The organism is Neohoeflea coraliihabitans (genome assembly GCF_019334345.1).
Lineage (GTDB): Bacteria > Pseudomonadota > Alphaproteobacteria > Rhizobiales > Rhizobiaceae > Pseudohoeflea > Pseudohoeflea coraliihabitans.
Genome location: NZ_JAHWQX010000002.1, coordinates 649,347 through 666,983 on the forward strand (window position 1 = coordinate 649,347; position 17,637 = coordinate 666,983).

General features: G+C 63.3%; 17 protein-coding genes and 1 tRNA gene. 4 read left to right on the plus strand and 14 right to left on the minus strand.

Annotation, left to right across the window (positions count from 1 at the left end):
• Nucleotides 1-65: 65 nt before the first annotated feature.
• The 9 genes from yacG to KY465_RS09090 form a co-directional block, all read right to left on the minus strand.
• Nucleotides 66-269, minus strand: coding sequence for a DNA gyrase inhibitor YacG (yacG, locus tag KY465_RS09050; protein WP_219201338.1), 204 nt, complete (start codon nt 267-269; stop codon nt 66-68).
• Nucleotides 269-892, minus strand: coding sequence for a Maf-like protein (locus KY465_RS09055; protein ID WP_219201339.1), 624 nt, complete (start codon nt 890-892; stop codon nt 269-271). The genes yacG and KY465_RS09055 overlap by 1 nt, the downstream gene beginning before the upstream one ends.
• Before the next feature lie 38 nt (nt 893-930).
• The gene (gene infA, locus KY465_RS09060; RefSeq protein ID WP_219201340.1) at nt 931-1,149 is read right to left on the minus strand and encodes a translation initiation factor IF-1; all 219 of its coding nucleotides are present in this window, start codon (nt 1,147-1,149) and stop codon (nt 931-933) included.
• A gap of 161 nt (nt 1,150-1,310) precedes the next feature.
• Nucleotides 1,311-1,757, minus strand: coding sequence for an arsenate-mycothiol transferase ArsC (locus KY465_RS09065; RefSeq protein WP_255561537.1), 447 nt, complete (start codon nt 1,755-1,757; stop codon nt 1,311-1,313).
• Between the two features lie 10 nt (nt 1,758-1,767).
• Entirely contained in the window at nt 1,768-2,241 is a 474-nt protein-coding gene (locus tag KY465_RS09070; protein WP_219201342.1) for a UPF0262 family protein, read from the minus strand.
• Nucleotides 2,238-3,542, minus strand: a complete 1,305-nt coding sequence (hisD, locus tag KY465_RS09075) for a histidinol dehydrogenase (protein ID WP_219201343.1) — start codon at nt 3,540-3,542, stop codon at nt 2,238-2,240. Before hisD ends, KY465_RS09070 begins: the two co-directional genes overlap by 4 nt.
• Before the next feature lie 107 nt (nt 3,543-3,649).
• Nucleotides 3,650-4,090 carry a DUF2948 family protein gene (locus KY465_RS09080; RefSeq protein ID WP_219201344.1) on the minus strand — a complete coding sequence of 147 codons (441 nt, stop codon included), beginning with the start codon at nt 4,088-4,090 and terminating at the stop codon, nt 3,650-3,652.
• Nucleotides 4,091-4,294: 204 nt separating this feature from the next.
• Nucleotides 4,295-5,584 carry a UDP-N-acetylglucosamine 1-carboxyvinyltransferase gene (murA, locus tag KY465_RS09085; protein ID WP_219201345.1) on the minus strand — a complete coding sequence of 430 codons (1,290 nt, stop codon included), beginning with the start codon at nt 5,582-5,584 and terminating at the stop codon, nt 4,295-4,297.
• Between the two features lie 143 nt (nt 5,585-5,727).
• Nucleotides 5,728-5,922: a hypothetical protein gene (locus tag KY465_RS09090; RefSeq protein ID WP_219201346.1), complete on the minus strand. Its 195-nt coding sequence runs from the start codon at nt 5,920-5,922 to the stop codon at nt 5,728-5,730.
• Nucleotides 5,923-6,203: 281 nt separating this feature from the next.
• Here KY465_RS09090 and KY465_RS09095 point away from each other — a divergent pair.
• Together KY465_RS09095 and KY465_RS09100 are read left to right on the plus strand one after the other, a co-directional pair.
• Nucleotides 6,204-6,278, plus strand: a tRNA-Thr gene (locus tag KY465_RS09095).
• Nucleotides 6,279-6,539: 261 nt separating this feature from the next.
• Nucleotides 6,540-8,921, plus strand: a complete 2,382-nt coding sequence (locus KY465_RS09100; RefSeq protein WP_219201347.1) for a bifunctional diguanylate cyclase/phosphodiesterase — start codon at nt 6,540-6,542, stop codon at nt 8,919-8,921.
• A gap of 75 nt (nt 8,922-8,996) precedes the next feature.
• On the opposite strand, the gene KY465_RS09105 is transcribed toward KY465_RS09100, so the two are convergent.
• From KY465_RS09105 to KY465_RS09120, 4 genes are all read right to left on the minus strand, one after another.
• Nucleotides 8,997-9,431, minus strand: a complete 435-nt coding sequence (locus KY465_RS09105; RefSeq protein ID WP_219201348.1) for a universal stress protein — start codon at nt 9,429-9,431, stop codon at nt 8,997-8,999.
• Nucleotides 9,428-12,076, minus strand: coding sequence for a TRAP transporter permease (locus KY465_RS09110; RefSeq protein WP_219201349.1), 2,649 nt, complete (start codon nt 12,074-12,076; stop codon nt 9,428-9,430). The genes KY465_RS09105 and KY465_RS09110 overlap by 4 nt, the downstream gene beginning before the upstream one ends.
• A gap of 110 nt (nt 12,077-12,186) precedes the next feature.
• The gene (locus tag KY465_RS09115; protein WP_428982967.1) at nt 12,187-13,158 is read right to left on the minus strand and encodes a TAXI family TRAP transporter solute-binding subunit; all 972 of its coding nucleotides are present in this window, start codon (nt 13,156-13,158) and stop codon (nt 12,187-12,189) included.
• Nucleotides 13,159-13,183: 25 nt separating this feature from the next.
• A complete protein-coding gene (locus KY465_RS09120; RefSeq protein ID WP_219201351.1) occupies nt 13,184-14,044 on the minus strand; it encodes a MurR/RpiR family transcriptional regulator in 861 nt (286 codons plus the stop codon).
• Nucleotides 14,045-14,154: 110 nt separating this feature from the next.
• Here KY465_RS09120 and KY465_RS09125 point away from each other — a divergent pair, with 110 nt between their 5' ends.
• Nucleotides 14,155-15,489 carry an aspartate aminotransferase family protein gene (locus tag KY465_RS09125; protein WP_346432615.1) on the plus strand — a complete coding sequence of 445 codons (1,335 nt, stop codon included), beginning with the start codon at nt 14,155-14,157 and terminating at the stop codon, nt 15,487-15,489.
• Complete coding sequence (locus tag KY465_RS09130) at nt 15,486-16,259, plus strand: beta-keto acid cleavage family enzyme (RefSeq protein ID WP_219201353.1); 774 nt, start codon at nt 15,486-15,488, stop codon at nt 16,257-16,259. Before KY465_RS09125 ends, KY465_RS09130 begins: the two co-directional genes overlap by 4 nt.
• A gap of 45 nt (nt 16,260-16,304) precedes the next feature.
• On the opposite strand, the gene KY465_RS09135 is transcribed toward KY465_RS09130, so the two are convergent.
• Nucleotides 16,305-17,534: a pyridoxal phosphate-dependent aminotransferase gene (locus tag KY465_RS09135; RefSeq protein WP_219201354.1), complete on the minus strand. Its 1,230-nt coding sequence runs from the start codon at nt 17,532-17,534 to the stop codon at nt 16,305-16,307.
• Nucleotides 17,535-17,637: the final 103 nt, after the last annotated feature.

Below are 17,637 nucleotides of genomic sequence, written 5' to 3' on the forward strand. Positions count from 1 at the left end.
GTGCCAGCCCTGCAGCGGCGCATGGGCCGCGGCGAGCGCCTTCTGATCTGCTGCCGTCCAGGTCTTCAACCGCGATCGTCGGGGTCAACCTCGGAATTTTCTTCCGCCTCGGTCACCGGGATGGCGTAGCTGCCCGACAGCCAGCGATTGAGATCGAGCGCGCGGCAACGCTCGGAACAGAACGGATAGCTGTCGCGGGCCGAGGGCCGGCCGCATTCCGGGCAGGGCTGCGGCTTGCGCAGCGGCGTGACCTTGGCCGGTTCGGTCATCAGGCTTCCTCCGCCCAGCGGGTGTGGACATCGTAGCCCTCGCCCGAGAGCAGTTGCACGGTCTCGTAGAGCGGCAGGCCGACCACATTGGAATACGAACCAACCAGCTTGACGACAAAGGTGCCCGCCAAGCCCTGGATGGCATAGGCTCCGGCTTTCCCGCGCCATTGCCCGGATGCCAGGTAGCTCTCGATCTCCCGGCGCGAAAGGCGCTTGAAGCGGACCCGCGTCTCGACGACTTTCTGGCGGGCGCGCTTTTCCGGAGTGATAACGCACACGCCGGTGAAGACACGATGGGTGCGGCCGGACAGAAGATAGAGAGCCTCGGACGCTTCCTCGACCCGTTCGGCCTTTCCAACCAGGCGGCGGCCAACGGCGACGACGGTATCGGCGGCAAGAATATGGGTTCCGACCCAGCCATAGTCGCCCTTCAGGGCCGACAGGGCCGCCTCGGCCTTGTTGCGGCTCAGGCGGCGCGCCAATGAGCGCGGATGCTCGCTCGGCCCGGGAGTCTCATCAAGATCCATAGGCATGAGACGGTCCGCGACAATGCCGGCCTGACCCAGAAGCTCAACCCGGCGCGGCGACCCGGAGGCCAAGATCAGTTTCTGCGGTTCAACCATGGACGGTGCGGACTTGTCCGTTTGCGCGAGATGCCGCCTTAGCGGAAGCGATAGGTGATGCGACCCTTGGTCAGATCATAGGGTGTCATCTCGACCTGAACCTTGTCGCCGGCAAGCACGCGGATGCGGTTCTTGCGCATGCGGCCGGCCGTATGGGCAATGATTTCGTGATCGTTTTCAAGCCGCACGCGGAATGTCGCGTTGGGCAGCAATTCAACCACAGTGCCCGGAAATTCGAGAACTTCTTCTTTCGCCATATTAGTTTCAATCGTCCTTTGAGGGCGGCGCGCGCAAAAGTCCCAACGGGCACAGTGCGCGGGCCGGCGCCGAGAATTGGCCGGAACCTACACAAACCCGAGGCATTTGTGAACACTCTTGTTCCAACGTCCTAACCGGGTCGGCTTGCCCGTCCTGAGGCTCAGGCGAGCCGGTCTTCAATGCGCTGCCGGATCATCTCGCGTACCTGGCGATAGGCGGCAAGAATCTGCTCGCGGGTGCCGGTTGCCACGGTGGGATCCGGGGTCGGCCAATATTCGACACTGACAGCGGTCGACCGGGTGCGCTCGAGCGCCTGATGATGCGCCTCCGGTGCAAGGGTGACGATGAGATCGAAATAGTCGTCTTCCAGTTCTTCGAGCATCTGCGGTTGCCGCTCGGCCAGATCGAGGCCGATCTCGGAGAGGACCGCATCGACGAACGGGTCCCGCTTGCCCGGCCTCACACCGGCCGAAGCGATATAGGTGCCCCTCGGCAACGTGGCACGGGCAATCACCTCCGCCATCGGCGAGCGGATGGCGTTCATGCCGCAGACGAACAATATGGCGCCTGGTCGTGCCGGCGGGCCGCCGCTTGCCTGCCCCGTCAATGCGCTGCCCCTACCCGCGCCAGTGCAGCACGCAGACAAGCGTGAAAAGGCGGCGGGCGGTGTCGAAATCCATATTGATCTTGCCTTCGAGACGATCCATGAGCGTTTGCGAGCCCTCATTGTGCACGCCGCGACGGCCCATGTCGATCGCCTCGATCTGGCTCGGACTGGACGTGCGGATGGCCTCGTAATAGCTCTCGCAAATGAGAAAATAGTCCTTGACGATGCGGCGGAACGGCGTCAGCGACAGGATATGCGTGGCCACGGCCGCGCCCGCCTGGGTGGTGATCGTCAGGACCAGCCGGGAATCAACCAGGGAAAGGTTGAGGCGGTAGGGACCTTCACTGTGCCCCACCGGCTCAAAGACATTTTCCTCGAGCAGATCGAAAATCGCCACGGCGCGCTCATGCTCGATGTCGGGCGTGGCACGGCCGATGGTCTCGTCGAGAACCACATCGCACAGGCACTGGCTGGCTCGCGTCATTCCCGGTCCTCGAGGTTGAGGCGGATGGCCACCGAACGGGCATGCGCTTTTAGGCCTTCAGCTTCAGCAAGGGCGATGGCGGCCGGCGCCAGCTGGCGCAACTGCTCCGGACCAAGCTTCAGGATCGATGTGCGCTTCATGTAATCGAGCACCGAGAGGCCGGAGGAAAAGCGCGCCGAGCGGGCCGTCGGCAGCACATGATTGGAGCCGCCGACATAGTCCCCAATGACCTCGGGCGTGTGCCGGCCGAGAAAGATGGCCCCGGCGTTGCGAATGTGATCGACCCATTGTTCCGGATCAGCGGTTGCGATCTCGAGATGCTCGGCTGCAATGCGATTGACCAGGGGGATCGCCGTCGGCCAGTCGGGCACAAGGATGATCGCTCCGAAGTCCAGCCAGCTTCGCCGTGCCGTCTCAGCCCGCGGCAGCATCGCCAATTGCCGCTCGACTGCGGCAGCGACGGCTTCGGCAAAGTCCCGGTCGGGCGTCATCAGGATCGATTGTGCGCCAGCGTCGTGTTCGGCCTGGGCGAGAAGATCGGCGGCGATCCAGTCGGGATCATTGTCTCCATCGGCCATCACCAGCACTTCCGACGGCCCGGCGATCATGTCGATGCCGACGGTGCCGAACACCTGACGCTTGGCGGCCGCCACCCAGGCATTGCCGGGACCGACGATTTTCGAAACCGGCGCGATGGTTTGCGTGCCGTAGGCCAAAGCTGCGACGGCCTGGGCGCCGCCGACGCGGTAGATCTCGTCGATACCGGCGATCTTCGCTGCCGCGAGGACCACCGGGTTCAACTCGCCCTGGCGCGCCGGAACGACCATGACGATGCGTTCGACCCCGGCGACACGGGCCGGCACGGCGTTCATCAGCACAGAGCTCGGATAGCTTGCAGTGCCGCCCGGAACATAGAGGCCGACCGCCTCGACCGCCGTCCATCGCGTGCCAAGGTCGACACCGAGCGCATCCTGATAGCGATCATTGCCGGGCAGCTGCCGACGATGATGGCTGGCGATGCGGTCATGGGCAAAGTGCAGTGCGGCGCGCAGATCCGGATCGAGTGCCTCGTAAGCGGCCTCGATGTCAGCGGCCGCAACGGACAGACCGGCCGCGCGGGTATCGAGTCCATCAAACCGCAGGGTGAAATCGTGCAGGGCGTCATCGCCACGCTGGCGTACGGCATCAATGATGGCACGCACATCCGCATCCACATCGGCTGAAACTTCCCGTTTCGTGGTCAGGAACGCCGCGAACCGATCGGCAAAGTCCGGATCGCCGTGATCGAGCCTTAAAACCACTGTCTTGTCTCCCTCTTCGGACGCCCTTGAGCGGTCGCCTCAGCGCCGCCCCTTCAGGCCGCGGGTGCCGTTACCAGTCCATTGGCCGATCGCTGGCCGGATGCGGGTCAATTCAGCGGATGACGGGGGCGAAATGCCGTGCCCCAGGAGCCGCTGAGGTCGCCAAGCTGAACTTCGATGCATTCGACATCGACCGAGATCGCGCCGCCACCCGCAAGCACGATCTCGATGGTGCCGCCCGGCCCCTCGGCGCCGGGGAGAAAACGCAACGCCAGAATGGCATGGACCGCATCAGGCTTGGCGCGGTCGACGCCGCGCGAGCGCACTGCCTCGGCTCTCTTGATCGCCAACAGGGCGCGACGGCGTTCAAAAGCCTCACCCTTTTTCGGCTTGCCCTCGGCGCTCTCCCAGACAAAACGGTTCGCTTCGAGGGTCAATTGCCCGTTTGTGTAGGCCAGGTCCCCGGCCCGAAAAACCGCATCCTGCAGGCAGGCGGAGACGATCGCGATATCCGCCTCGTCCAGCGCCAACAGTTTCAGCCGTTCCATCGGTCGTCCTCCACTTGCCATCTCATCCCCTCCGTGCGCCGGTCATTGTCAGACCCGAGGCGTCGCGGCGGAACCAAGGCGTTGCTGCGATGCAACATAGGGTCATCACAGGGCCAAGACAATGGGCGGCGTTGCGCGGCGGCAAGCGGCATTTTCCCCGTCGTCAGTGCCACTGCGCCAGCGGCAAAGCCTTCTTGTCCGGGACTATTCGCTGACCCGCTCGACATGTGCGCCACACCGGGTGAGTTTTTCTTCCAAACGTTCGAAGCCGCGATCGAGGTGGTAGACGCGGTTGACCACCGTTTCGCCTTCGGCAGCAAGTCCGGCGATGACAAGTGACACCGAGGCGCGCAGATCGGTGGCCATCACCTGTGCGCCCTTCAGGCGCTGCACGCCGTTTATCGTCGCCACCTGGCCGGAAAGCGAGATGTCGGCGCCGAGGCGGGCGAGTTCCTGCACATGCATGAAACGGTTCTCGAAAATGGTTTCCGTGATGCGCGCAGTGCCATCAGCGCGGGACATCAAGGCCATGAATTGCGCCTGCAGGTCGGTGGGAAAGCCCGGGAACGGATCGGTGACAATGTCCACCGGCCGGATCGGCCCGCCATCCTTGCGCACGCGGATGCCACCTTCGACATCGGTTACATCGGCGCCAGCTTCGCGCAGTGCCACCAGCGCCGTGTCAAGCAGATGCGAAGCGGTATTGGCAAGGGTCACGTCGCCACCGGTCATGGCGACGGCCATGGCATAGGTGCCGGTCTCGATGCGATCGGGCAGCACGCTGTGGCGGGCGCCAGACAGGGACGAGACGCCCTGAATGGTGATGGTCTGGGTGCCGGCCCCCGAGATCTTGGCGCCCATCGCTGTCAGGCAGGCGGCGAGATCGGCCACTTCCGGCTCGCGGGCGGCGTTTTCGATGATTGTTTCGCCCTTGGCAAGGGTCGCCGCCATCATCAGAACGTGGGTGGCGCCGACAGAGACCTTGGGGAAGGTGTAGCGCGCGCCGACCAGTCCTTTTGGCGCGCGCGCATTGATGTAACCGGCGTCGATGCGGATTTCGGCACCGAGAGCCTCGAGCCCGTGGATGAACAGGTCGACCGGCCGGGTGCCAATGGCGCAGCCGCCAGGCAGCGACACGCGTGCCTCGCCCATGCGGGCGAGAAGCGGCCCGATGACCCAGAAGCTGGCGCGCATGCGCGAGACCAGTTCATAGGGCGCGGTGGTGTCGACAATGGTGCGGGCGGTGAAATGCACGGTTCGGGCATGGCCGCTGTCCTGGCGCTGGCGGCGGCCGACCACCGAGATATCGACGCCATGATTGCCGAGGATGCGCTGCAACTGCTCGACATCGGCAAGATGCGGCAGGTTTTCCAGCGTCAGCGTATCGTCGGTCAGGAGCGATGCGATCATCAATGGCAGGGCGGCATTCTTGGCACCGGAGATCGGGATGGTCCCGTTAAGTGGGTTACCACCGATAATTCTGATACGGTCCATATGACCCTCGAAGGTTGGCAGAGCGCTGTGCGCAAGATGAAAAGCGGCTGTCGGGCGCTGTTTAGACGATCAGCGGAGATACGGCAATCATCGAAGCAAGGTCGCTGGCGCCACCCTGTCGCATGGCGCTCGGCAGCCCGTCGTCAGCTGGAGTCGCCTGGCTTATGTGGATGGTCGCCGGATGTCGTATCGGCAGCCGGCAGACCGTCGGTCTCGTCAGCCAGTCCCTCGCGACGGGCACGGCTTTGCTGCTTGCGGCGCTGCAGATTGGCGCGCAGTTCCGCGGCGAGGCGTGCGGCGCGGCGCTGCTGTCGGTCGTTTTTCGGATCGTCCGTCATGTCTGGCGCATAGCGCAAAACAACGGCGCGGGGAAGGTTGATGGCGGCATCGGCCGACCCGGCGTGCTGCGAGCGCGGTGTACACCTGCGCCATGCCGGCAGGCGTGACTCGACAGGGGCGGCCCGCCAGGCTGGTTGGCAGGGGTCGCAAAAGCATCCCTCAAGGGCTTGCGCTGCCCGGAAAGCTGTGGCAAGAGCGAGCCGCTTTCAGACGTTGCGGCGCACCCCGCCCCGACGCTGGTCTTGGCGCCGCAGCGCCAGTGCCTCCGACTGATCGCCAGGCTGCCGTAGCTCAGGGGTAGAGCACTCCCTTGGTAAGGGAGAGGTCGAGAGTTCAAATCTCTCCGGCAGCACCAGTTTTTGTCTGACGTCACTCCTATTAAATCGCTCAGAGACTTTTATCCGCGATTGCCAGGTGAGGAAACTTGTCCCGTTCGGGTGGCGATCTCAGCGCGCCGATTACCAAGAAAAATTAATTGCCCGTCTACGCCGGTGTCCGCCGCTCACCCGTGCGCCCGCACCTCTTGATTGATTTTAATCAATATGAAACCGGCCCCAACCTATACCCATGGTGTTGAAAAAGCCGATCTTTCGGCTGCGAAGTTGGGGCAAATACAATGATGAATGTGCTGGCGTGTATCGTAACCGAACACGATCCGTGGCTGGTTCTGGTTGCGGCGATCATCTGCGTCGTCGGGGCCTGGGCGACATTGCAGCTGTTTTACCGTGCCTGCGCGACCACCGCGATCGAACGCGCCGCCTGGCTGGTTCTGACAGCGGTGATCGCCGGCGCGGCGATCTGGTGCACGCATTTCATCGCCATGCTCGGCTACGAGCCCGGCCTGCCGGTCGGGTTCGATCCCGTGCTGACCATCGTGTCGCTGCTCGTGGCGATTACCGGGGTGGCCGGCGGGTTCTGGGTTGCCGCCAATGGTTCACAACGCGCAGCAGCGGCGCTCGGCGGCGCGATCGTCGGACTGGCCATCGCCGTCATGCATTACACCGGCATGTACGCCTACCGCATCCAGGGTATCGTGACATGGAATGAGACCTATCTTTCGGCTTCGCTGGTCTTGTCTGTTGTCCTTTCCGCCGCTGCGCTGCACGTCTCGCGCCATGCGCGCGCCGCTCGTCGCAAGGAATTCGCCGCCGGCCTTTTGGTGCTGGCGATTGTCGGACTGCATTTCACCGGGATGACGGCCTTCAAGGTGGATCCGCTGCATGTCGATGCGGCGTTCTCCAATCCCGCTGCGCTGCGTGCAATGGCGCTTGCGGTGGCTGCGGTCGGCCTGGTGATTGTCGGCGCCTGCTGGGCAAGCAGCCTGATCGACACCCGCGCGCGCGCCGAGGCGGCGGACGCGCTTGCCAACATGTCGAACGGTCTGGTGATGGTCTCGCATGACGGTACGGTGCAGCTCTTCAACCGCCGCGTCCTCGACCTGTTCGACCTTGACCCGGCGAAGGTCGCGATCGGCATGCCGTTCGACGACCTGCTCGGCCTGATCAGCAGCACGCAGGGGTGGGACGCGGCGCGAAGTGAACGCATCGCCAGCACGCAGGGGCGGTGGCGCACGGAAAACCTCGCGGTGCGGCTCGATCATCATCTGAGCGACGGCACCGTCTTGAACATTGCCTGCCAGCCGATGGATGGCGGCGGCGCGATCTTCACCTATGATGATGTCACGGAGATGCGTGAAAGCCAGAAGAAGGTGGCGCATCTCGCCTTTCATGACGCGCTGACGGGGCTGGCCAATCGCCGCCGCTTTGCCGATGAACTTAGCAAGCTTGCCGGCGCCCGCTTTGCGCTGCTGCTGATTGATCTCGACCGGTTCAAATTCGTCAACGACACTTTCGGGCACGCGGTCGGCGACAATCTGCTGGTTGCTGTCGCGGATCGTCTGCGTGCGGTGTGCAAGGATGTCGGTCAGCCGTTCCGGCTCGGCGGCGACGAGATCAGCCTGCTGATTGTTGATGACACCGGCAGCGCCATCGAGATTGGCGAGGAGATCGTCCGCGTGCTGTCGATCCCCTTCGAGATCGGCAGTGAGATGGTGTCCGTCGGCTGCAGCGTCGGCGTCGCCTTCAGCGATACGGAGACCGATCAGGATACGATCCAGCAGATGGCGGATCTGGCCCTGTATGATGCCAAGGACAAGGGACGCGGGCGGCTGGCGATCTATCAGGACGGGATGATGGAAGAGGCTGTGCGGCGCCGACGCCTTGAAGCCGACCTCTGGGTCGCCGTCGAGAAGGGGCAGTTCGAGCTGCACTATCAGCCCCTGTACCAGCTGCCGGACCGCAAGGTCTGCGGTTTCGAGGCGCTGATTCGCTGGCAGCATCCTGAAAACGGGTTGATCCCGCCGAACGACTTCATTCCCGTTGCCGAGCAGTCCGGCGCCATTCTCGACATTGGCGGCTGGGTGATCAACGAGGCATGCCGGCAACTGGCAGAGTGGCCGGATGACATCTATGTGTCGATCAATGTTTCGCCGGTGCAGTTGCGCAGCGCCAATATCCTGCAACAGGTCACCAAAGCCCTCGCAGACCATCAATTGCTGCCGCAGCGGGTGGAGATCGAATTGACCGAAACGGCGATGGTGGAAAGCAACGGGGAAATCGCCGCTGCGCTGTCCGGGCTGCGTGCTCTCGGTGTGCGGGTGGCGATGGATGATTTCGGCACCGGCTATTCGTCGCTGGCGCATCTGCGCAGCTTTGAACTGGACCGCATCAAGATCGACCGCAGTTTCGTCAGCGTCTCGCAAACCGACGCCGGCGCTGCAGCCGTCGTACGCGCAATCACCGGCATGGCCCGCGATCTGGCAATCGAAACCACCGGCGAGGGTGTGGAAACCGAAGATCAACTGAGCAAGCTGATCTCACTCGGATGCGGCACGGCGCAGGGATTTTTCCTCGGCAAGCCGGTCCGCTCCGAGCAGGCCACCCGACTGGCGCGTGCGGATCGCCCCGCAACCGGCGGCGCGGCGCGCGAGATCGCCTGAGCGAACCGGCCCCGGGCAGACGGACAAGAGCAGCGGAGCTGGCGCGAAATTCAGTACCGGCGAACGCCGCGCCTGTCAGGCCCGCACCACATACACCGAGCAGTCGGAATGGCGCACGACGCGGGCGGCGTTGGGGCCAAGCAGATAGTCCTTGAAGTCCGGCTTGTGAGCACCGATCACGATGAGATCGGTGCCGGCGTCCCTGGCCACCTTGAGAATCTGCTCATAAGCGTTGCCGGTGCCGACGATATGGCGCACCTTCTCGTCGGCGCCGGCGCCAAGCGTGGCGGTAACCGACTTCTTCAAGAGCTTGCGGGCATGATCGACGACCTTCTCGTGATGTGCCTTGTCGAAAAACTGCCCGACGACGCTCATGCCGAAATCGGGGACGACGGTCATCACATCGACCGCGGCATCGTAGGCCTCGGCCAGTTTCCAGGCGGCGCGCAGTACCTCCGACCCCGCCTCGGCCTGGCTGACATCTATGGCGCAGAGAATGGACTTGATCATGCGAGTGCCTCCCCTTTGCTGGTCGTATCCGCGGGATCCGCCGGATCCTCCTTGCGGGCCCGGCCCCGCTGCAGCCAGGCGATGAACCCGAGCAGGAGCAACGCCGGAATGTAGATCAGTTCCTTCGGCGGCTGCTGATTGGTGACCTGCACCGTGGCAACGGTCACCGGCTCGTCGCCGTAGAAGTCGAAATCACTCATCTTTTCGAAATACGGCGTGCCGGGGAACGGCTCGTCAAGCGTGACGACATCGCCGTCGGCCATGGTCGCAAGTCCCAGCGCCTCAAGGCGTGCTTCGCCGCCCTCGGCATCGCTTGCCGGCAGGACAAGGGTCTTTTCGGATGGCTCGCCGGTGTCGAAATCCGGACCGGTGACGATGATCCGGACCTCTTCGCCCGGTGCTGCCTCGCCAAGCGCCGCCGTCAGATCTGCCGGAGCCACCTGACGATAGGGCGGCTCGATGTAATCCATGAAGAACCCCGGCCGGAACAGGGCGAAGGCGACGAGGATCAGTGCCACGCTTTCCCACAGGCGCGAGCGGGCAAGAAACCAGCCCATGGTGCCGGCGGTGAAGATCAATATGGCGATGGTGGCGACCACGGCGACCGTCAGGCCTTCCACCCAGCCGACATCGATCAGCAGAAGATCGGTGTTGAAGATGAACAGGAAGGGCAGCACGATGGTACGCAGCGAATAGAAGAAGGCGATGAAGCCGGTGCGGATGGCATCGCCCCCCGAGACCGCAGCTGCGGCGAAACTTGCCAGGCCGACCGGCGGCGTGACGTCCGCCATGATGCCGAAATAGAAGACGAAGAGATGAACGGCGATCAGCGGCACGATGAGACCGGACTGGGCGCCCAATTCGACAACCACCCCGGCCATCAGCGAGGACACGACGATGTAGTTGGCGGTGGTCGGCAGGCCCATGCCAAGGATGAGCGAGAGCAGTCCGACCATCACCAGCATCAGGATCAGGTTGCCGGCGGAGAGAAACTCGACCAGATCAGCCATCACCTGGCCGACGCCGGTCAGCGTTACGGTGCCGACAATGACGCCGGCGGCGGCGGTTGCCAGTCCGATGCCGATCATGTTGCGGGCGCCGGTGATCAGTCCGTCAAGCAGATCGGTTCCGCCGCGCATGAAGGCGTTGGCATAGTCGTTCTGACCGCGGAACAGGGTTTTCAGCGGCCGCTGGGTCAGCAGGATGACGAACATCAGGGCGCTGGCCCAGAACGCCGACAGTCCCGGCGATTTCTGCTCGATCATCAGGAAGTAGACGAGGACGACAATCGGCAGCAGATAATAGAGCCCGGATTTGTAGATTTCGGAGATTTCCGGCAGTTCGACAACTTCGGCCTCCGGATCGTCCGGCTCAAGATCGGGTCCCTGCGCTGCGAGCCAGACCAGAGCCATGTAAGCGAGGAAGACAAGCAGGGCGAGCACCCAGCCGGCGCCCTCGGGCACCAGGGCCGTGACCCAGGCCACGGGGTATTGCACCGCGTAGCAGATGGCCGCGAAGAGAATGAAGAAGGCCGCCATGCCGCCGACGGTCTTGCCGACATTGGCCACCTTGTTGCCGAGCGTCGGCATGTTCTGCTTCACCGCCTCAAGATGGACGATATAGACCAGCGCGATGTAGGAGATCGCCGCAGGAATAAAGGCGTGAGTGATCACCTCGACATAGGAAATGCCGACATATTCGACCATCAGGAAGGCGGCCGCGCCCATCACCGGCGGCATGATCTGGCCATTGACCGACGAGGCGACCTCGACCGATCCGGCCTTCTCGGCGCTGAAGCCGACGCGCTTCATCAAGGGAATGGTAAAGGTGCCGGTGGTCACCACATTGGCGATCGAGGACCCGGAGATCAGACCGGTGGCGGCGGAACCTACAACGGCGGCCTTGGCCGGCCCGCCCTTCATGTGGCCGAGCGCGCCAAAGGCCATCTTGATGAAATAATTGCCGGCGCCGGCCTTGTCGAGCAGGGCACCGAATAGGACGAACAGGAAGACGAACTTGGTCGACACGCCAAGGGCGATACCGAAGACACCTTCCGAGGTGATCCACATGTGGCTCATCGCCTTTTGCAGCGAAGCCCCCTTCCAGCGAATGACCTCGGGCACCCAGGGCGAAGCGCCGAAAAAGACGTAGAGCAGAAAGATGGTGGCGATGATCGCCATGGCCGGGCCGAGGGCGCGGCGTGCCGCTTCGAACAGAAGGATCAGCCCGACAAGCGCCACCCATTTGTCGGTGTCATCGGCAAGACCTCCGGAATCGACGATCTTGTCATAGAAGAAATAGCCGTACAGAGCGATGAATGCCGCGACGATGCCCATCACCCAGTCCTGGATCGGGATATAGGCGCGCGGACTCGACTTGAGCGCCGGATAGGCCATGAAGGCCAGGAAGACGGCGAAGGCGAGGTGGAACTGGCGGGAATTGTTGATGATATCGCCCGGCAGCACGATGTTGGAGACCGGCGAGGCCAGCAGCACCTGAAACAGAGACCAGATCAGCGCCACGACGGCCAGAAAGACCGCGACGGTCCCTGTCGGATTGCGCGCGCCGGCATCCGTGGAACTGACTAGCTCCTGCAGTTCCGCTTCGCTCAAGGGTGTGCCGCTTTGCTTTGAATTGTCTGCCATGTGCTGATCCCCGACGGCTGTGCCGTTCCGTGCCGACGCTTGATGCGCCGGTCATTTCCCCCCGCATGGAGACGAAGCGGCGAACCGCTTCGTCCTTGTTCAGGTCCGGATTACATCCAGCCCTTTTCCTTGTAGTACTTCTCGGCACCCGGATGAAGCGGGGCGGAGAGGCCGTCCTTGATCATTTCCTCGGGCTTGAGGTTGGCAAAGGCCGGATGCAGCTTCTTGAAATCGTCGAAGTTCTCGAAGACCGCTGAGACGACAGCATAAACGGCATCTTCCGAGACATCGGTGGAGGAAACAAGCGTGGCGCCCACACCGAATGTTGCGGTGTCTTCATCCGTGCCGCGATACATGCCGCCCGGGACCGTCGCCTTGCGGTAGAAGGGGTTGTCGGCGATCAGCGCATCGATCTCTTCGCCGCTGACTTCCACCAGAACCGATTCGCAAGCGGTCGTGGCTTCCTGGATGGTGCCCGAGGGGTGGCCGACAGTGAAGACGATGGCGTCAACCTGATTGTCGCACAGTGCGGCGGACTGCTCAGCCGGCTTCAGTTCGGCGGCAAGAGCGAAATCATCGGTCGACCAGCCTTTTTCTTCCAGCACCACCTCGAATGTGCCGCGTGCGCCGGAACCGGGGTTGCCGAGATTGACGCGCTTGCCCTTCAGGTCGTCAAACGACTTGATGCCGCTGTCGGCCCGGGCAACAACGGTGAACGGTTCCGGGTGGATGGAAAAAACGGCGCGCAGATTTTCGAACTTGCCGTCGGATTCGAATTTCGATGTGCCGTTATAAGCGTGATACTGCCAGTCGGACTGGGCGACACCGAACTCCAGTTCGCCGGCGCGAATGGTGTTGAGGTTGTAGACCGAACCGCCGGTCGATTCGACCGAGCAGCGCACGCCGGTTTCCTTGCGGTTCTTGTTGACCAGCCGACAGATGGCGCCACCGGTCGGATAGTAGACGCCGGTCACGCCACCGGTGCCGATGGTGATGAACTCCTCGGCCACGGCCGCAGTGCCGGCCATGGCGCAAAGGGCCGTTCCGGCGATTGCCAGTTTCACTTTGTCGAGCATTATCATTCTCCCTGTACTCTGACGTGGTGGTTCAGCCGTCCCAGACCTCCTGGAGACGGCGGTTCTTCTCCTCGACGGCGGCAATGCGTTCGCTGCCGCGCGGCCCAGCCAGTGCAACGAGCATGCCGACCAGCACCTCGACCAGCACCAGCGTCGCCGCATAGGATGAAAAGAAGTTTGGAGATTCGGTCGGGACCCGGAACGCCGTATCGGCGAAGCGCAGGGCCGGTGATTCCGGTGCATCGCAGATGACGATGACATGGATGCCCTGGCGGCTGGCAAGCTCAGCCGCGGCGACCGATCGGCGCGCATAAGGCGCCTTGGTGATCAGCAACAGAACATCACGATGATCCATGTCGACCAGCGAGGCGGCAATCGAGGCGCCGCCATGCCCGGCCATGGCCCAATTTCCACCGACAAAGTTCATCTGGTAGACCATATATTCCGCGATGCCCTGCGACCCCAGGTTGCCGGAGACCAGTATGCTGCGCGCCGCATGAAGCTTCGCAACCGCGGCAGTGAGCTGTGTGCGATCAATGGCGGCCGTCATCTGCTGAAGATTGTCGAGACAGGCGATGGCATGGGCGTCGAGAAGCTCGCGGCCGCCAGCGGCCTGACCGGTCTGCAATCGACGGGCGCGATCGGAAAAGCTGTTGATGCGCTCCTCAAGCGCATGCCGCATCTCTTCGCGCAACTGTTCGAAACTATCGTATTGAAGGGCTTGCGACAGGCGGCTGAACGTGGCCGGAGGCAGCTTGCTCTCACCGGCCAGCGACCGAAGGCTGCGGGTGGCGACCGCGATCTTGTTGCCGGCAATATAATCGGCGGCTGCCCGCAGGCGCTCGCTCAGGTCTCGGTAGTGTTCGGTCAAGCGGGCTTCGAAGGCCGACATCATGCCACCAGAATTACGCGAAAACGCAGGGTGGCAACTGTTTCATCCGTTTCAAAGCTTGTCAACACATGAAACATATGTTTCGAATGCTGCAACGGAAGGAACCGGCGGTGTCCCACATTTTTGCAAGAGCCTGTGCAGGCGATCTGCCTGAAGTCGCGCGCGGCGACGGGGTGTATCTTTTCGACAAAAGCGGCAAGCGTTATCTCGACGGTTCGGGCGGCGCTGCCGTGTCGTGCCTTGGACACAGCGACCCAGACGTCCTGGCGGCGATGACGGCGCAGATGAAGGCAGTGGCCTTTGCGCACACAGGTTTCTTCACCAGTGCTGCCGCAGAGGCCCTGGCCGACAAACTGGTGGCACATACCCCGCCCGGTCTGGATCGCGTATGGCTGGTCTCGGGAGGGTCAGAAGCCATCGAAGCCGCCCTGAAACTGGCGCGCCAGTATTTCATCGAGGTTGGTCAACCGACGCGGCATCGGGTCATCGCGCGGCGGCAAAGTTACCATGGCAACACGCTTGGAGCGCTTGCCTCCGGCGGCAATATGTGGCGCCGGCAACCATTCGATCCGCTGTTGATGCCGAGCAGCCACATCGCACCTTGCTACGCCTATCGCGATCAGCGTCCTGACGAGGATACCGAGGCCTACGGCCAGCGCGTCGCCGATGAACTGGAAAGCGAAATCCTGCGGCTCGGGAACGAACAGGTAATGGCGTTCATCGCCGAGCCGGTGGTCGGCGCGACAGCCGGCGCCCTTCCGGCAGTGCCCGGCTATTTCCGCCGCATCCGCGAGATCTGCGATCGCTACGGTGTGCTGTTGATCCTCGATGAGGTGATGTGCGGAATGGGGCGCACCGGAACGCTGTTCGCGTCGGAGCAGGAGGGCATTTCACCCGACATCACGGTGATCGCCAAGGGGCTCGGGGCCGGCTACCAGCCGATCGGCGCGATGATGTGCCAGGGGCGGATCTATCAGGCGATCGCCGAGGGTTCGGGGGCTTTTCAGCACGGTCACACCTATATGGGACATCCGGTGGCTGCAGCGGCAGCCCTGGCGGTCGTCACGAAGCTCACCGATGGCGGCCTGGTCAAGCGGTCGGCGGCGATGGGTGAGGTGCTGGCTGAACGCCTGTTGGCGCAATTTGGCCAGCATCCGCATGTCGGCGACATTCGCGGACGTGGCTTGTTCATGGCGCTCGAACTGGTTGCCGATCGCGACAGCAAGGCGCCCTTTGACAGCGCTGACAAGATCGCAGGACGGATCAAGAAGGCCGCTTTCGCACGCGGTCTGATCTGCTACCCGATGGCCGGAACCATCGACGGGCAGAGAGGCGATCACGTCTTGCTCGCGCCGCCCTTCATCATCAGCGAGAGCGAGATTGACGAGCTGGTCGACAAGCTGGCCATGGCGCTCAACGACGTGGTGCCAGAGAGACGCGCATGACGCCAGCCCCCCTGCCCGCCATCATGGTCGCGCCGAACGGCGCCCGGCTGTCCAAGCGCGATCATCCGGCGATACCGATGACGATCGGCGAGATCGTTGCGTGCGCACGCGACTGCCACACGGCCGGCGCCGGCGGGATGCATGTGCATGTGCGCGATGCGGCGGGCCGCCATGTCCTCGATGCCGGGCTCTACCGGGAAGTCCTGGCCGAGCTGGCACAGGCCGTCCCCGGCATGGCCGTGCAGGTCACCACGGAGGCAGCCGGGCGCTACGAAGCCCCAGCGCAGCGGCAACTGGTACGCCATCTTCGCCCGGCGAACGTGTCGATCTCGGTGCGCGAGATGCTGTCTGACGGCGCGCGAAGCGCCGCACTCGATCTTTATCACTGGTGCCTGGAGGCGGGAATTGCCGTTCAGCACATTCTCTACGACCTTGCCGATCTGCGCCTTTTCTCAGAGCTCGACTTGCCAGACCCGAAGCCGCAGCTTCTTTTCGTGCTCGGGCGGTACGGCGCGCGCGGCGGTCAGCCCGGTGATCTGCAGCCCTTTCTAGCCGAGCTGAAAAAAATTGGCCTCGACGCCGACTGGGCAGCATGTGCGTTCGGCAGCCAGGAAATCGCCTGTCTGCTGGAAGCGGCACGCAACGGCGGCAAGATGCGGATCGGCTTCGAGAACAATTGCCTGGATCCAGAGGGCCACCCGGCCACGGGCAACGCAGCGCGGGTGGCCGAACTGGTGGCCGCGCTCAGCGCGGCTGGGCTTCAAAGATGATGCCTGTACTTAGTCTGCCTGGCGGCGCCGGCGAACGGGAGGCAATCAGAGGGCCGCAGCATAGGCGGCGATGCGGCGTGCCGCCTCCTCCACCTCATCGGTGCGCCGGAGAAAACAGGCGCGCAGATACTGCTCGCCGCCGGGTCCGAAGGCGGTGCCGGCAGCAAGTCCGACATTCGCACGATCGACGATATCAAGGGCGGCGCTGCGGGTATCGGTGATGCCGTCAATCTTGAAGAAGGCATAAAACGCGCCGTCCGGCGGGCGCAGTCTCACCCGCTCGGAGGCGCGCAGAATCTCGGTGAAAACCGACCGCGCTTCTTCGGCCTGTGCCACCTGCTGGTCGACAAACGCATCTCCGTCATTGATCGCCGCGATGGCCCCCTTCTGCAAGAATTGCGGCACACCGGAGTTTGAGTATTGCACCAGATTTTCAAAGACCTGACCGAGATCCTCCGGAGCCACCAGCCAGCCGACCCGCCACCCGGTCATGGCCCAGTTCTTGGAAAAGGAATTGACATAGATCACGCGGTCGCTTGGCGCAGCGACATCGAGAAAGGACGGCGCACGGCGTTCGCTGCCATAGAAGAAGCGGGAATAGATCTCGTCTGCGATGATCCACACATTCTTGCGGCGACACAGATCGAGGACAGCGGCAAGTTCATCGATGGTCGCGACCCAGCCGGTCGGATTGGACGGTGAATTGACGAACAGGGCGCGGGTCTTCGGCGTGAGCGCCTGTTCCAAACGATTGAGGTCAAGCTGCCACCCGCCATCATTTTCGATCAACGGGAACGGCACCGGCACGGCTCCGGACACGGCGGTTGCTGCCGGCAGGTTGGGCCATGCCGGGGTCAGATAGACCAGTTCGTCGCCGGGTGCCGTGACCGCCTCGGCTGCCAGCTTGATTGCGTGCATCCCCGATCCCGTCACCGTGAAATCCCCAATCGGGCGTTCGACGGCAAACTGGCGCCGGTAGTAGTCCGACAGTCCCTGGCGCAAGGTCACGATGCCGCGTTGCAGCGTGTAAAAGGTTTCTCCGGCCGCCAACGCGTCGGCAGCAGCCTCGCAGATGAATTTCGGGGTCGAACGGTCGCCCTCTCCGGCCCAAAGCGGGATCAGGCCGGGGCGTTGCCAGCCATGATTGATGACCTCGACAATACCGCTTTCCGGCGCGGCGCGCGCACGCGCACTCAGTTGCGAGACGCCGGACCCCGCACCGGCAGATGGCCATGAATCAGCAGGCGCGGATTTGCCCGGTGCCGTTGCGCACATGCGTAGTCTCCCGAGGGCGCTCAATCCTCACCTTGATCGCCGGATCGGGACGGCCTGTCCAGCCGTCCCCTTAGATCGATTGATGCATTTTTGTGATGCGTGG